15 protein-coding genes, 1 tRNA gene and 2 pseudogenes are annotated in these 14,224 nt (G+C 68.4%); 11 read left to right on the top strand and 7 right to left on the bottom strand.

From position 1 onward, the window contains the following. Positions 1 to 186 (bottom strand): annotated as a pseudogene (locus tag QQJ79_RS12840) (cell envelope biogenesis protein OmpA); the annotation flags it as partial. A 577-nt stretch (positions 187 to 763) separates the two neighbouring features. Here QQJ79_RS12840 and argB point away from each other — a divergent pair. From argB to dapD, 3 genes are read left to right on the top strand one after another with little or no spacing between them, the layout of a single operon-like run. Next, complete coding sequence (gene argB, locus QQJ79_RS12835; protein WP_284223316.1) at positions 764 to 1,690, top strand: acetylglutamate kinase; 927 nt, start codon at positions 764 to 766, stop codon at positions 1,688 to 1,690. Next, positions 1,687 to 2,379: a pyrimidine 5'-nucleotidase gene (locus tag QQJ79_RS12830; RefSeq protein WP_284223315.1), complete on the top strand. Its 693-nt coding sequence runs from the start codon at positions 1,687 to 1,689 to the stop codon at positions 2,377 to 2,379. The genes argB and QQJ79_RS12830 overlap by 4 nt, the downstream gene beginning before the upstream one ends. Then, a complete protein-coding gene (dapD, locus tag QQJ79_RS12825) occupies positions 2,379 to 3,236 on the top strand; it encodes a 2,3,4,5-tetrahydropyridine-2,6-dicarboxylate N-succinyltransferase (protein WP_284223314.1) in 858 nt (285 codons plus the stop codon). Before QQJ79_RS12830 ends, dapD begins: the two co-directional genes overlap by 1 nt. A 116-nt stretch (positions 3,237 to 3,352) precedes the next feature. On the opposite strand, the gene QQJ79_RS12820 is transcribed toward dapD, so the two are convergent. Further along, entirely contained in the window at positions 3,353 to 4,573 is a 1,221-nt protein-coding gene (locus tag QQJ79_RS12820; RefSeq protein WP_284223313.1) for a PQQ-dependent sugar dehydrogenase, read from the bottom strand. A gap of 209 nt (positions 4,574 to 4,782) precedes the next feature. Here QQJ79_RS12820 and QQJ79_RS12815 point away from each other — a divergent pair. After that, positions 4,783 to 4,859 (top strand) — tRNA-Met (locus tag QQJ79_RS12815). Positions 4,860 to 4,907: 48 nt separating this feature from the next. Here the strand turns inward: QQJ79_RS12815 and QQJ79_RS12810 are convergent. Further along, the gene (locus QQJ79_RS12810) at positions 4,908 to 5,057 is read right to left on the bottom strand and encodes a hypothetical protein (protein WP_284223312.1); all 150 of its coding nucleotides are present in this window, start codon (positions 5,055 to 5,057) and stop codon (positions 4,908 to 4,910) included. A gap of 1,223 nt (positions 5,058 to 6,280) precedes the next feature. Here QQJ79_RS12810 and QQJ79_RS12805 point away from each other — a divergent pair. Together QQJ79_RS12805 and QQJ79_RS12800 are read left to right on the top strand one after the other, a co-directional pair. Then, positions 6,281 to 7,171, top strand: coding sequence for an SDH family Clp fold serine proteinase (locus QQJ79_RS12805; protein WP_284223311.1), 891 nt, complete (start codon positions 6,281 to 6,283; stop codon positions 7,169 to 7,171). A 169-nt stretch (positions 7,172 to 7,340) separates the two neighbouring features. Continuing rightward, complete coding sequence (locus QQJ79_RS12800) at positions 7,341 to 7,643, top strand: hypothetical protein (RefSeq protein ID WP_284223310.1); 303 nt, start codon at positions 7,341 to 7,343, stop codon at positions 7,641 to 7,643. Positions 7,644 to 7,691: 48 nt separating this feature from the next. Here the strand turns inward: QQJ79_RS12800 and QQJ79_RS12795 are convergent, their stop codons facing one another. Next, positions 7,692 to 8,318, bottom strand: a complete 627-nt coding sequence (locus tag QQJ79_RS12795; RefSeq protein WP_284223309.1) for a TlpA family protein disulfide reductase — start codon at positions 8,316 to 8,318, stop codon at positions 7,692 to 7,694. Positions 8,319 to 8,379: 61 nt separating this feature from the next. On the opposite strand from QQJ79_RS12795, the gene argH reads away from it, so the two are divergent. The 3 genes from argH to lysA are packed head-to-tail and all read left to right on the top strand — an operon-like array spanning position 8,380 to position 11,289. Beyond that, positions 8,380 to 9,744, top strand: a complete 1,365-nt coding sequence (argH, locus tag QQJ79_RS12790) for an argininosuccinate lyase (protein WP_284223308.1) — start codon at positions 8,380 to 8,382, stop codon at positions 9,742 to 9,744. Next, complete coding sequence (locus QQJ79_RS12785; RefSeq protein WP_284223307.1) at positions 9,744 to 9,980, top strand: hypothetical protein; 237 nt, start codon at positions 9,744 to 9,746, stop codon at positions 9,978 to 9,980. The genes argH and QQJ79_RS12785 overlap by 1 nt, the downstream gene beginning before the upstream one ends. A 7-nt stretch (positions 9,981 to 9,987) precedes the next feature. Next, entirely contained in the window at positions 9,988 to 11,289 is a 1,302-nt protein-coding gene (gene lysA, locus QQJ79_RS12780) for a diaminopimelate decarboxylase (RefSeq protein ID WP_284223306.1), read from the top strand. Here the strand turns inward: lysA and QQJ79_RS12775 are convergent. Genes QQJ79_RS12775 through QQJ79_RS12765 form a run of 3 tightly spaced genes read right to left on the bottom strand, consistent with a single transcriptional unit; the run spans position 11,286 to position 13,177 of the window. Further along, positions 11,286 to 11,702, bottom strand: a complete 417-nt coding sequence (locus QQJ79_RS12775) for a hypothetical protein (RefSeq protein WP_284223305.1) — start codon at positions 11,700 to 11,702, stop codon at positions 11,286 to 11,288. The genes lysA and QQJ79_RS12775 overlap by 4 nt on opposite strands. A gap of 4 nt (positions 11,703 to 11,706) precedes the next feature. Next, positions 11,707 to 12,240: a phosphoribosyltransferase gene (locus QQJ79_RS12770; RefSeq protein WP_284223304.1), complete on the bottom strand. Its 534-nt coding sequence runs from the start codon at positions 12,238 to 12,240 to the stop codon at positions 11,707 to 11,709. Next, the gene (locus tag QQJ79_RS12765; RefSeq protein ID WP_284223303.1) at positions 12,233 to 13,177 is read right to left on the bottom strand and encodes an MJ0042-type zinc finger domain-containing protein; all 945 of its coding nucleotides are present in this window, start codon (positions 13,175 to 13,177) and stop codon (positions 12,233 to 12,235) included. Before QQJ79_RS12765 ends, QQJ79_RS12770 begins: the two co-directional genes overlap by 8 nt. A 66-nt stretch (positions 13,178 to 13,243) precedes the next feature. Between QQJ79_RS12765 and QQJ79_RS12760 the strand changes: the two genes are divergently transcribed. Further along, the gene (locus QQJ79_RS12760; protein WP_284223302.1) at positions 13,244 to 13,954 is read left to right on the top strand and encodes a cell division ATP-binding protein FtsE; all 711 of its coding nucleotides are present in this window, start codon (positions 13,244 to 13,246) and stop codon (positions 13,952 to 13,954) included. After that, a pseudogene (locus QQJ79_RS12755) lies at positions 13,951 to 14,224 on the top strand (ABC transporter permease); the annotation flags it as partial. The gene QQJ79_RS12760 and the pseudogene QQJ79_RS12755, both read left to right, overlap by 4 nt.

The raw sequence follows: 14,224 nt of genomic DNA, 5'->3' as shown, positions 1-14,224 counted from the left end.
GCCCAGACGGGCGAAGGCCGCCCAGTCGTCCTGGGTTTCGATATCGAACTGCGGACCGCGCTGAGCGTCAGCCTCGATCGTGCCGAGCGTGTGGTAGCCAGCGTCAATCGCGCCGTACCAGCCATTCGGCTCGGCGTTGGCGACGCCGGCGGACAGGGCGAGAGCCCCGACCGCGCTGGTGGCCATAATGAAAGTTTTAACGCGCATGGGTGGATGCCCTCCGCAGCCCAAATGAATTTTGTGACGGCGCTGTAGCCCGCCGCTGAGACGTCATAACAGCCTAGCTGGCCAAGGTCGAGACGGCCCGGTGCGAAGGCTGGCGAGCGTGGCTGAAGGGCTACAGGACAGCGGCGGAATGCCTGATTGCGGGAATTTCGGCTCCTGATGTCTCTTTCCGGGCGAGGTCAAGGCGTCGCGAGCGGCGGAATCAGCCGACGTGGACATTTCCGGTTGAGTCCGAACGGCATGGAATACCGCCGGACCGGGCCTCAACCGCCGCCGGTTCTTCCCGTCGCCTTGCCGGTTCCGTCGCAGACGGGACAGGTTTCGCCGGTCGATATCGCCCCGGCGCCCTGACACTCCGGACACAACACCGGATCAAGGCCCTGCAGCGAGGCCGGATCCGTCGGGCGGGACCGGGTCAGGTCGCGATCATCGATCTCATGCTCTTTCATACCGGCGTCAACGGTCCGGGCGCGCGCCGGTTTCATGACGGCCGGATTCAGGTGACAGCGGCCGGGCCTCGCTTTAGGAGCCTGCGATCATGGACGAGACCGAACGGCAATCCGGGGATCGCGGCTGGGACACGGCGAAGACGCTCGCCGAGGCCCTGCCCTATATCCAGATCTATGACCGCAAGACGGTGGTCATCAAATACGGCGGCCACGCCATGGGCGAGAGCGCCGTCGCCCGCCAATTCGCCGCCGATGTGGTGTTGCTGAAGCTGATGGGGGTCAATCCGGTCGTGGTCCACGGCGGCGGGCCGCAGATCAGCGCCATGCTGGACAAGGCGGGGGTGAAGTCCGCCTTCGTCGACGGCCTGAGGGTCACGGACGCCGACACCATGCAGGTGGCCGAGATGGTCCTGTCCGGCGCGGTCAACAAGGAGATCGCCCACTGGATCACCATGGCCGGCCGTGAGGCCGACGTTCGCGGCGTCGGCCTGTCCGGCAAGGACGCCGGCCTGCTGACCGTTGAAAAGACAAAGCGCACCAAGCGCGACCCCGACAGCATGATCGAGCACGAGGTCGATCTCGGTTTCGTCGGCGAGCCGACCCGGGTGGATCCCAAGCTGATCAAACGCCTGCTGGAGTCCGACGCCGACTGGGTGCCGGTCATCGCGCCCATCGGGGTGACCGAGGACGGCCAGACCTTCAACGTCAACGCCGACACGGTCGCCGGGGCCGTGGCCGGATCGCTGGGCGCCAAGCGTATGCTGCTGTTGACGGACGTCCCCGGGGTCAAGGGCGCGGACGGCGAGATCATTCGTCAGATGACGGTCGGAGAGGCCGCGAAACTGATCGAGGACGGCGTCGCCACCGGCGGGATGATTCCCAAGCTTCAGACGGCCATCGCCGCGGTGCGCGACGGGGTCGAGGCCGTGGTCATTCTCGACGGCCGCCGGCCGCACGCCATGCTGGTGGAGCTGTTCACCGAACACGGCGCAGGCACCCTGGTGAAGGCGGGATGACGGCCGAACCGGTTCAGGCAACCGAATACGGCGCCGACCTGCGCCATGTCCGCAGCTGGATCTTCGACCTCGACGACACTCTTTATCCGCCCGAGAGCCAGTTCATGAGGCTCATCCAGCAGCGCATCAACGACTATGTCGTGCGCACGGCGGGGCTGCCGGCGGACGAGGCCATGGTGGTCCAGAAAGGGTATCTGCGCGACTACGGCACCTCGCTGGCCGGGCTGATGGCGCACCATCGAATTGATCCGCACGACTTCCTCGCCGAGGTCCACGACGTACCGCTGGATGTGCTGACGCCCGACCCCGGCCTGCGCGCGGCGCTGGAGCGGCTGGACGGGCCGCGCATCGTCTTCACCAACGGCTCCATGGCCCACGCCCGGCGGGTGGTCGAGAAACTGGACCTGGCCGATCTGTTCGACGGCCTGTTCTCCCTCGAGGACGCCGACCTGATCCCCAAGCCCGATCCGCGCACCTTCGCCCGGATGACGGAGCGGTTCGGCGTCGATCCGACCACGGCGGCCTTCTTCGAGGATACGGTGCGCAATCTGCCGCCGGCCAAGGCGATCGGCATGACCACCGTCCTGGTCGGGCCGCACGCCCTGGACGCCGACACCCCGCACGCCGACCACCGGGCCGCCGCCCTCGGCCCCTTCCTCGCCACCGCCCGCCTGCCCGGAGACGCCTGATGACCGACCTCGCCCATCTGGAAGCCGTCATCGAAGCCGCCTGGGAGGACCGCGCCGGCGTCTCGGCGCACACGCACGGCGAGGTCCGCAAGGCCGTCGACCAGGCGCTGGAAATGCTGGACTCGGGCCAGGCGCGGGTCGCCTCGCGCGGCGCCGACGGCGTCTGGACCACGCATCAGTGGCTGAAGAAGGCGGTGCTGCTGTCCTTCCGGCTCAATGACAACGAGATCCTGCGCGGCGGCGACCGCGGACCCGCCAGCCACGCCCCCGGGGTCGGCCCCTGGTGGGACAAGGTTCCCAACAAGTTCGGCGACTGGACCGCCGCCCACTATCAGGAGGCCGGCTTCCGCTCGGTGCCGGGATCGATCGTGCGCCGGGGGGCCTTCATCGGCCGCAACGTCGTGCTGATGCCCAGTTTCGTGAACATCGGCGCCTATGTCGACGAGGGCTCCATGGTCGACGCCTGGGCCACGGTCGGCTCCTGCGCCCAGATCGGCAAGAACGTCCACCTGTCCGGCGGGGCGGGCATCGGCGGCGTGCTGGAGCCGCTGCAGGCCAATCCGACCATCATCGAGGACGGCTGTTTCATCGGCGCCCGCGCCGAGGTGGCCGAGGGCGTCATCGTCCGCGAGGGCGCCGTCCTGGCCATGGGCGTCTATCTGTCGGGCTCGACGAAGATCGTCGACCGGGCCAGCGGCGAGGTCTTCCGAGGCGAGGTGCCGGCGTACAGCGTGGTCGTGCCCGGCAGCCTGCCCGACCCGAACGGCGGGCCGTCGCTGTACTGCGCGGTCATCGTCAAACGGGTGGACGCCCAGACCCGGGCCAAGACGGGCGTGAACGAGCTGCTGCGGGATTGAAGGCGTGGTGAGTGGTTAGTGGCTAGTGGCTGGTGGCTGGCCACCAGAGGTGCGACGGCGCCGTCAGCGCCGCCCTTCCGCCGCCCGTGAAGCCGCAATCACCAACCACTAACCACTCACTGCGCCGCCAGCCGCACCAGCTTGCCGTCGGTCTCGTCGGTGATCGCCCAGACGGCGCCGTCCGCCGCGACCGCGACATCGCGGACCCGTTCGCCGAGGTCGGTCATCAGCCGCTCCTCGCCGACGACGCGGTTCCCCTCCAGCACCAGCCGGGCGATATGCTTTTCCTTCAGGCCGGCGACCAGAAGATTGCCGCGCCAGCCGGGGAACATGGCCCCGTCGTAGAAGGTCATTCCGCCGGGGGCGATGACCGGGTCCCAGTAGTAGACCGGCTGTTCTGTGCCCTCGCGGGCGGTGATCCCGGCATTGATCGGCGCCCCGCGGTATTCGACGCCATAGGCGACGTCGGGCCAGCCGTAGTTGAGTCCCGCCCGGTCCAGATTGATCTCGTCGCCGCCGCGCGTGCCGTGCTCGACGGTCCAGACGGCGCCGTCTCCGGCGATGGCGATCCCCTGCATGTTGCGGTGGCCCAGCGACCAGATCTCCGGCAGGGCGCCGGCGCGGCCGACGAAGGGGTTGTCGGACGGGACCGAGCCGTCGGCATTGATGCGGATGGTCTTGCCCATGTGCGAGCCCAGGTCCTGGGCCTGCGGCCGCATGGGCGCGTCGGACCGCTCGCCCAGGGTGATGAACAGCGTGCCGTCCGGCGCAAAGGCCAGCGACGAGCCGTAGTGCAGCACACCCTCATAGGTCGGCATGGCGCGGAAGAGGACCTGCACGCCCTCGACCCGCGACCCGTCGTCCGACAGCCGACCCCGCGCCACCGCCGTGCCGTTGCCGCCGTCGCGGGGTTCGGCATAGCTCCAGTAGATCATCCGGTCCTGACCGAAGGTCGGGCCGGTCACGACATCCAGCAGGCCGCCCTGCCCGCGGGGATCGACGGCGGGCAGGCCGGCGACCGGCTCGCTGATCGCGCCCTCGGCGGTGATGATGCGCAGGCGGCCGGGCCGCTCCGTGACCAGCCAGCGGCCATCAGGCAGCAGGGCCAGCCCCCACGGCTCCACCAGCCCGGAGGCCACCACCGTATGCGCCATCGCGACGTCGGTCCGAACGCCCGGCGCGCGGGTCTGGCCGGGGAAGGCGGGCTGCTGGTTCGCGCCGTTGGCGGGCCGGGTTTCGACCGGATCGCCGGGCCGGGCCGCATCCTGTCCGGGGACGGCGCAGGCGGCGGCCAGGGCGACGGCGGACACGGAGACGGCGAGGACGAGCAGGCGCATGGGAAACCCCTTGAATCGGACTAGCGACGAACGGTCGTTCCAGCCTAGCCGTTCCGCCGCGGCGGCGTCACCCGTCTGCGACGCATCGCCCCGGCCCGACGGCGGCGTGAAGGCGGCTTGAATCCGCCATCGCCCGCCTATATAGGCACCGCTCTTCCGGCGGACAGACCAGTTCCCGCCGGGACTCGCGCGACCTGATCGTCAAACGGGGCTGGGTAGCTCAGCTGGTTAGAGCGGTGGATTCATAACCCACAGGTCGGCGGTTCGAGCCCGCCTCCAGCCACCATTCTGATTTCTTAGTTAAAACAATCAGTTAGCAAATCTGTAACGAGCCTCAATCGCGCACCCACATGCCTGATTTGAGGTCATTCCAGTCGCGTTCAGCATCGGCTTTCGCCATGGCCGCGATGAGCTGGATCGGCTCAGGAGGGAGGGTGCATTCGGGGTCGCCGGCGGCGGCGGCGGCGGGGGCGATAGAGGGCATTTGCCCGGCCTAGGCCATCACCATGAAGACCGGATGCACGGGCGCTGCGAATAGCTCCCTGAGGCGCGGTTATCCGGCCTGCCCTTGGACCAGAAGCAGCCGCCCATAACCACGCGCTGAGCTACGGCAACGGCCGGATCAGGAGCGGCGACGGAACGGCGACGGGCCCCGCCTCTCAAACACAGACGGGAAGACACCAGCCCGGATGTAGGCCTCGGCGTCAGCCCGATTGTCGAACAGGCGCTCAACGGCGCCCCGGTAGAAGACCGCGAAGCGGCCGGCGGATGGTTTGATCTGTCTGGTCATGAGGCCCTCGTATTCAGGAAAGCCCAGAGCTTCGACGCACGGGCCGCGCACAACAATGCACCGGCCGGATTGCGCCCGGTCTACGTGTCGGAAAACCGCCCGCCATCTGGAACGCGGCGTCGCTGTTCCCGGGCGAGTACCGCATAATGACGATCGGGCATGTCCGCCCGTCGGCCAAGCGCAGCTTGCACCGGTCAGCCTCTAACGCCGCCCAGAGTACGGGAGCGCTGCTGACGACGAAGCCCTCGCCCGTCCGCATCCGTCGGTCCTCGCGGATTTCGAGATTGTACTGGCATAGGTGCTCGGCCTCACTGAGGATCGGGTAGCCGGTGCCGGTCAGGGTCTCGTTCATACGCGAACAGTAGACCGATTCTGACTCGGAGGCCGCGTGGTCCGCCCCGCTTCGCCGCTGATAGGGCGACTGGCCTCGCGCGAGGGGCCCTGACGGTTTCGCATAACACCCAATGTGCGAAGATGCGGATCGACGCGGACCCATAATGGCAGTCGAGTAGTTCGAGGGTTAAGGCCGCCGCCGCCAAGGGGTACCGGCGACGAGTTGATTTTCTAGGTTAGCCAAGCCCGTTAACCGACAGGCAGGCAATTCACCGGAGCGTGCTCTTCACGACCGAGTCATCGTCGGGATCGGTAAGCCCGGCGGGCCGTTTGGCGGGTGCTGGGACAGTTTGACCGTGGAGAGCGGATCATGATACGGCGAGCGAAGATCAAGAAATCGAAGGTGAGGGGCGGCGCAATGACTCAGCTCGAAGAACAGCTACATGGCGTCGGCATTGCCCTTAACTCGAACACCGGTGACCTGAGCAACATGGCCGGTCTCGGCTCCCAGTTGGCCGACTCAACCTTTTCGGGTTACGGCTCGTATCGACCGATCACCGTACGGTCGTATTCGATGCCGGAAAATGCCAACTTGGAACGCAGTCAATAAGCAGATCGATGACCTCGGGAGCACTCCTGAGGCCTGCGACAAGGTCCGCAGCGAATACCTGCAGCTCGCAGAGGCGAAGCTGGGTCGAACCGTTATAGCTTACTATTCGGGCTTCCTTCAGAAAGCCTCTCATCCGGAGCTCGTGATTAGCGACTTCGACATGAACGGCATGATGGCGGTCGTTCACGGCCTCGACCGGAAGCGCGGCCTCGATCTGTTCTTGCACACCCCGGGCGGCGGCATTGAAGCAGCGCGCGCCATCGTCGAATATCTCTATCAGATGTTCGGTAAGGACATCCGGGTCATCATTCCGCAGATGGCTATGTCTGCCGGAACGATGATCTCGTGCGCCTCGAAAGAGGTGATGATGGGTAAACACTCCTGCCTCGGACCTACCGACCCCCAGGTGCGCGGCATCCCAGCAATGGGAGTCTTGGCGGAGATCGAGCGAGCGATCGAGGAGATTAAGGCTGAGCCCCTCAAACAAATCGTCTGGCAACAGGTCTTCGCCAAATACCCGCCCGCCTTCATCGGTGACTGCGAGCGGCAGGTGGAGGGTGCGAAAAAGATGGTCGCCGCTTGGCTCGAAGGCAACATGTACGATGGTCAGGAGGATGCAGCTGACCGCGCGCGCCGGACCGTCGATGAGCTTATGAACTACGGCGAGCAGACCGAGCACGGCCAGCACTACCCCGCCGACAAAGCTCGAGAACTCGGGTTGAACGTCACGATGATCGAAGACGACCAAGAGATTCAAGAGGCAGTATTGAGCGTCCACCATACCTTCGTCGCGACGTTCGCGCGGACTTCAAACATCAAGATCATCGAGAACGCAGCGGGCGGCACTTGGAGCGTGGCCGCGTAAAATCCGGTCGACCAAGAACCGCGGGGACCGGTTAGCCTTAAACGGCGATCCTAAGCAGCGGGCCGGCTGATATGGGAGCAAGGCTGTGGCGCCCTCCAGCCACCATTCCCGCAACCCCTCCCGCACACCCGCGTTAACGGCCAAGGTTCAACGCCGAAGGGGTTTCTCCATGCGCATCCAGTCCATCATCCTCGCCGCCGTCGCCGCCCTGTCGCTGGGCGCCGCCGCCTGCACCCCGGCGGAACAGCAGGAGGCCGAAGCGAACGCCGAGGTGGCGGGCGAGAAGGCGGGGGATGTCGCCGCCCGGGCCGGCGAAGTGATCGAGTCGGGAGCCATGAAGGCCGCGCGGGCGGTCGAGGACGGCGCGGGCGACGTCGCCGCGCGGCTCGAGGAAAATCAGGCCGAGGCGGCCGCCGAAGGCCGGCCCGGCGCGGTCGATCCGGCTACGGACCAGCGCGTCCCGGCCAACTAGGCCCGTCGCGCTCAAGCAGGCCGCGACCGCGTCGCGGCCGTCAGCGCATCATGCGGCCGGCTCCGCCAGCAGGGCGTCGATCAGGGCGCGCGCCTCGGGGCTGGCCCAGTCGGCTTCGCCGGCGAAGGACGCGCGAATGCGTCCCTGGCGGTCCAGCAACACCGTCTGGGGCATCTTGTCTTTTTGCGGCAGCAGGAACGGCAGCTGGAATTTCATGTCGCTGTAGAGCGGCAGGGGTTCGTGCACGTCGATGAAGCTGCGGGCGTCGGCGAGGCCGTCCGGGGTGGCGTCGACATTGATCGGCAGGACCATCAGCTGGTCGTCGGGATAGGCCTCGTCCAGACGGGCCAGGGTCGGCATCTCGGTGCGGCAGGGCGCGCACCACATGGCCCACAGGTTGACCACCACCACCTTGCCGCGGAACTGGGCGAAGGTCGCGTCCGCGCCGTCGCGGGTCTTGAACACATAGTCCGGGGCCATCGGCGTGGCCTCAAGCGTCTCTAGCCGGGTCAGGGAGCCGGTCGCGAAACGGGCCAATGCGCTTTTGGCCGCGGGTTCGGGCGTTGCGGCTTTGAAGAAGGCGTCGCGATTGGCGTATAGCAGCCCGGCGCCCACGACCATGCCGACCGCCAGCGCGCCCGCGATCGCTATCCCCGCCGTCTTCGAGCCCTTCATGACCAAGCCTTCCGCCCCCGTTGATGCAGTTAAGCCTTCTCCGAACGCGGAAGGTCAAGACATGTGGGGCGGGCGTTTCTCCGCGCGACCGGCCGACATCATGCAGGCGATCAATGTCTCGATCGGCGTGGACCGGCGGCTGTGGGCCCAGGATCTGGCCGGTTCGCGCGCCCACTGCCGCATGCTGGCGGCGCAGAAGATCATCACCGGCGCCGACGCCGAGGCCATCCTCGGCGGGCTGGACGCCGTCGAGGCCGAGATCCGCGACGGGACCTTCCCGTTCCGCGACCAGTTCGAAGACATCCATATGAATGTCGAGGCGCGGCTGGCCGAACTGATCGGCGAGCCCTCGGGCCGGCTGCATACGGCGCGCAGCCGCAACGACCAGGTGGCGACCGATTTCCGCCTGTGGGTCCGCGCCGCCTGCGACGCGGCGGTCGAACAGCTTAAGGGTCTGCAGTCGGCCCTGCTGGTCCGGGCCGAACAGCACGCCGGCGACCTGATGCCCGGCTTCACCCATCTGCAGCCCGCCCAGCCGGTCACCTTCGGTCACCATCTGATGGCCTATGTCGAGATGTTCGGGCGCGACGCGGGGCGCTTCGCCGACGCCCGGGCGCGGATGAACGAGAACCCGCTGGGCGCCGCCGCCCTCGCCGGCTCGCCCTTCCCCATCGACCGCCATATGACGGCGGCCGAGCTGGGCTTCGACCGACCGATGGGCAATTCGCTCGACGCCGTCTCGGACCGCGACTTCGCCCTGGAAAGCCTCGCCGCCGCCTCGATCTGCGCCGGCCACCTGTCGCGCCTGGCGGAGGAGATCGTCATCTGGATGACGCCGCAGTTCGGCTTCGTCACCCTGCCCGACGACCTGACCACCGGCAGCTCGATCATGCCGCAGAAGCGCAATCCCGACGCCGCCGAACTGGTGCGGGCCAAGACCGGCCGGATCATGGGCTCGCTGGTCGCCCTGTCGACGGTGATGAAGGGCCTGCCGCTGGCCTATTCCAAGGACATGCAGGAGGACAAGCCGCCGGTGTTCGAGGCCTTCGACGCCCTGACCCTGGCGCTGGGCGCCATGACGGCGATGGTCGCGGCCCTGCAGCCGAATACGGAACGGATGCGCGAAGCCGCCGGTTCGGGCTTCTCGACCGCCACCGACCTGGCCGACTGGCTGGTGCGCGAGCTGAACCTGCCGTTCCGCAAGGCGCACCATGTCACGGGCGCGGCGGTGAAGCGGGCCGAGGCCCTGAACGTGGATTTGTCGCAACTGCCGCTGGCCGAACTGCAATCGCTGGAGGCGGGCGTGACGGAAGCGGTTTACAAGGTGCTCACTCCCGAGGCTTCCTGCGCCAGCCGCCAGAGCTTCGGGGGCACGGCGCCGGAACAGGTCCGCGCGCGCATCGCCGAGTGGAAGACGCGTCTGTGATGAAAAAGCTGGTTCTCGCGGGCGCCGCCGCCCTGATCGCCGTCTCCGCCGCCGGTTGCGGCCGCATGGCCGACCTCGACGCCCCGCCGGTCAAACAGACCGAGCGCGGCATGCGCGACGAGCGGGCTCCCAGCCTGCCCGAACCCGCCACCGTCTATCGTCCGCCCAGCCAGGCGCCGATCGACGGCGGCCCCAGCTCGAACCCCTATGGCGGTTCGGGCTCCAACCCCGGCTAGGCGTCCCTTGCACCATTTCGACCGGATCAACGGCGCGCTTCATGCCGAGGGCGTGCCGCTGGAGGCGCTCGCCGATGCAGTCGGCACGCCCGCCTATGTCTATTCGACCGCGACCCTGACCCGGCACTACGGCCTGCTGGCCGACGCCGTCGCGGCCCATCCGGCGGCGTTGGGGCCGGCGCTGATCGCCTTTGCGGTGAAGGCCAATTCCAACCTCTCGGTGCTGGCGACCCTGGCCCGGCTCGGCTGCGGCGCCGACACGGTGTCCGAGGGCGAGATCCGGCGGGCGCTGAAGGCCGGCGTCCCCGCAAACCGGATCGTCTTCTCCGGCGTGGGCAAGACGGACGCCGAACTGGCCTTCGCCATCGAGGCCGGGGTGCGCCAGATCAATGTCGAGAGCGCCATCGAACTGGACCGGCTGATCGAAATCTCGTCGTCGCTCAAGCAGCGAGCAACCGCGTCGCGAGCGATAGCGACCCCGGAAATAGCCATTCGGGTCAACCCGGCTGTTGGCGCCGGCGGCCATGCCAAGATCACCACCGGCGGCGCGACCGACAAATTCGGCGTGCCGGCCGATGAGGCCCACGCCCTCTATGCCCGCGCCAGCCTGTCGCCGCATGTGACGCCGGTCGGTCTGGCCTGTCACATCGGCAGCCAGATCACGACGCTGGAGCCGCTGGAGGTGGCGTTCCGGGCGCTGCGGACCATGACCCTGGAACTGCGCGCGGTCGGCCTGACCGTGTCACGGCTGGACCTCGGCGGCGGACTGGGCGTGCCCTATCACGGCCAGTCTGACCTGCCCTCGATCGAGGCCTATGTCGCCATGGCCGCGCGGGTGCTGGACGGTCTGGACGTCGAGGCGGCCTTCGAGCCCGGCCGCCTGCTGGCCGCCAATGCGGGCGTGCTGTTGAGCCGGGTGATCCAGGTCAACGAGCGCGGCGACGGCCGGCGCTTTCTGGTGCTGGACGCCGGCATGAACGACCTGATGCGCCCGGCGCTGTACGACGCCTTCCACGATCTGGTCCCGGTGCGGCCCCGCGAAGGCGAGCCGCGGCTGTACGACCTCGTCGGCCCGATCTGCGAATCCACTGACGTCTTCGCCCGCGACCGTCTTCTGCCGCCGATGCAGGCCGGCGATCTGGTCGCCTTCATGGGGGCAGGCGCCTATGGCGCGGTGCTGGCCAGCGAGTACAATTCGCGGCCGCTGGTCCCCGAGGTTCTGGTCGACGGCGATCGCTGGGCGGTGGTGCGGACACGGCCGAGTTACGAAGACATGCTGGATCGTGAGCCGACAGCGGATTGGCTCTAGCGCGGCGGCCACCAGATCCAGATGCGCTCGGCCTCTTCCTCGCCACCGATGGTGAAATCGCCCCGACCACCTTCCATATCGCCGATGGCCGCCTCCAGTTCGGTCAGCCGGTCAGACCCCAGCTCGAGCACCGCGCTGAGCCCCCGTGGCGACAGGATCCAATGGTCTGGAGCCCAAGTCTGATTATGAGACAGTACGAGTTCGGCGGGTCCGACGTTTTGGCTGGATGACGGCACGCCCAAGGCAAAACGCGCCGGATGCAGCGCAGATCGACACAGCGTGATGATGGCCCTCAGGTCGCGGAGTCCGTCGGCCTCAGCCGCAAGATGCCAGCCTTCTCCCTGTGTCTTGCGGGCTTCGCGCCAGAAATAGAGACGGCCTGTCTGTCGCCAGCAGCGAACGGCCTCATCCATTTCCCTAGTCCAGCGCGCAGACGTCGGGAAGTCCCCGCAGCGCGCCCGCGTGATCCAGCCCGTATCCCACCAGGAACCGGTTCGGCGCCTCCCAACCGACGAAGTCCGGCTCGGGCGCGCGGGGCAAAGGCCACGGCTTTTTTGCGAAGACGACGGTGAGGACTTCCGACGCCCCCTTCTCCTTCGCGATCCGGACGGCTTCCGCCAGCGACAGACCGGTGTCGAAGACGTCGTCGACGATCAGCACCCGGCGGCCCTCGATCGAGCGCTGGAAATCGGCATAGACGTCGATCCGGCCCCGGCTCTCCTTCTCGTCGCCGTAGGAGGCCAGCCACAGGGCGTCGAAGCGGACGTTGCGGCCGATCCGCGACAGGGCGCGGGTCAGGTCGGCGGCGAACCACAGACCGCCGGTCAGCAGCACCGCCGCCACAGTCTCGTCGTCGATCACCGGGGCGATCTGGGCGGCGAGGTCGGCGACGATGCGCTGGACCTCGGATTCAGGAAGCAGGACGGTGGGCTTTGGGGAGGTGTCAGCCATGCGAGGCGGATACCGCCTCTTCCTCATGCCTGTCCACCACCGGCACGGCGTCGATCGGCTGCATGTCCAGCGGCGCCGAGGCGCCGGGCGACAGGGCGGGGCGCAGGCCGCTGTCGGTGGGAGTCTCCACGGCAGGCCCGGAGTGCGCATCCGCATGGGCCCGGACCGGCGCGGCAGGCGGCCTGCGTGTGTCGGCGTGGGCGGCGGGCGCGTGCGAGGCGGCGGGCCGGGCGACTTCATCCAGCACGAAGGCGACGCCGACGCCCTGACCGCGGGCGCCCGGGTCCGGAATCACGGCCGCGAAGCCCTGGACCTTGCCGGGCAGGACCGGGGCGGCGTCGATGCGAATGACGGCATGGCCGATCTCGGCGCCATGGGCGTCCAGCAGGGCGACGCGCACCGGCGGCGCGATGCGCTCGTTGTCGCGGACATTCCTCAGCGCGCCGGAGACGATCACCTTGCCCGGGTCATTGGGCAGGGGTTTGGCGCTGACGGCCTCGAAATCCAGTCCGGTGGGGTTCACGGTCAGGCCGACGGCGGCGTAGGCGGCGGCGGCCCGCGGGGCGATCTCGACCACCTCGACCCGGAACAGCCAGGCGGAGGCCAGCAAGGCGGCGAAACCGGAGGCGATGCCGGCCCAGACCACGCCATGGGCCGCGGCGCGGCGCAGGCGGCGTTGATGCTCGGCTCGGGCGCGGAAGGCCTTGGGCAGTTCGGGCGCCGGCGTCTCGGCCAGCGATTCGGGTTCGGGCTCGTCGCGATGGCCGAAACTGACGGCCTCGGTCGGCGTCGAAGACACCGACAGCTCCAGCGGCTCGTCCAGCGTCGCCCGCCAGGTGTGACGGCACGACTTGCAGCGTACGGTCCGGCCGCCCGGTCCGATCGCCTCATCGGGGGTGAAATAGCTGGTGGCGCAGGACGGGCAGGTCAGTATCATGTGCGCTGACTGCGAGGCTCTTCGCCCCCTCCCGTCGCGGCCGTGCCGCGTCCTGACCCGAAATTCATGCCCGTCCAGCCCCGCCGCGCTTATGAATCCGACGCCGTGACCGAGACCGTGCGCCTCTCAGGCGTGGGTTTCGGCTATGCGGCGACGCACCGCGCGCTGCGGGACGTTAACCTCACCTTGCCAGCCGGCTCTTTCCACTTCCTTACCGGGGCGTCCGGGGCCGGAAAGTCGACCCTGCTGAAACTGCTGACCCTGGCCGAACACCCGCTGACGGGGACCCTGCACCTGTTCGGCGAGGACGCCACCACGGCGCCGCGCCGCGCCCTGCCCGCCTTCCGCCGCCGGATGGGGGTGGTCTTCCAGGATTTCCGCCTGCTGGATCACCTGTCGGCCTTCGACAATGTCGCCCTCCCCCTGCGGCTGACCGGCGGCAGACAGGCCGACTATGCGGGCGACGTCGAGGAGATGCTGGACTGGGTCGGCCTCGGCGACCGGATGGACGATCGGCCGCCTTCCTTCTCGGGCGGAGAGAAGCAGCGGCTGGCCATCGCCCGCGCCGTGGTGACCAGGCCCGAACTGATCCTGGCCGACGAACCGACCGGCAGCGTCGACGCCGCCATGGGCGAGCGGCTGCTGAAACTGTTCCAGTCGCTGAACCGGCTGGGGACCACCGTGCTGATCGCCAGCCATGACCAGGCCCTGGCCGAACGGTCGGGCGCGACCGTTCTGAGACTCGAAGGCGGACGACTGACCGGAGGCGCGACATGATGGGCCGCCTGTTCGGCGCCCGCCCTTCGCTGTTGTCGCGCGACGCGGGCGGCGAGGTCTGGCTGGCCAGCCTGATCGCCGTGCTCTGCTTCCTCGCCTGTCTGTCGGCGGTCGGCGCGGTCGCGGCCGACAGGGCGGCCCACGGCTGGGCGCGCCAGCTGCGGGCCGAGGCCACGGTGCAGGTGCGCCCCCGCGTCGGCGAGACCGGGGCCGAGGCCGCCGCCCGCGCCGCCCAGACCCTGGCCGGGGTCGAAGGGGTGTCCGAGGCCG

The organism is Brevundimonas denitrificans, assembly GCF_030160755.1.
Classification (GTDB): domain Bacteria; phylum Pseudomonadota; class Alphaproteobacteria; order Caulobacterales; family Caulobacteraceae; genus Brevundimonas; species Brevundimonas denitrificans.
This window is presented reverse-complemented; position numbering and strand designations above follow the sequence as displayed.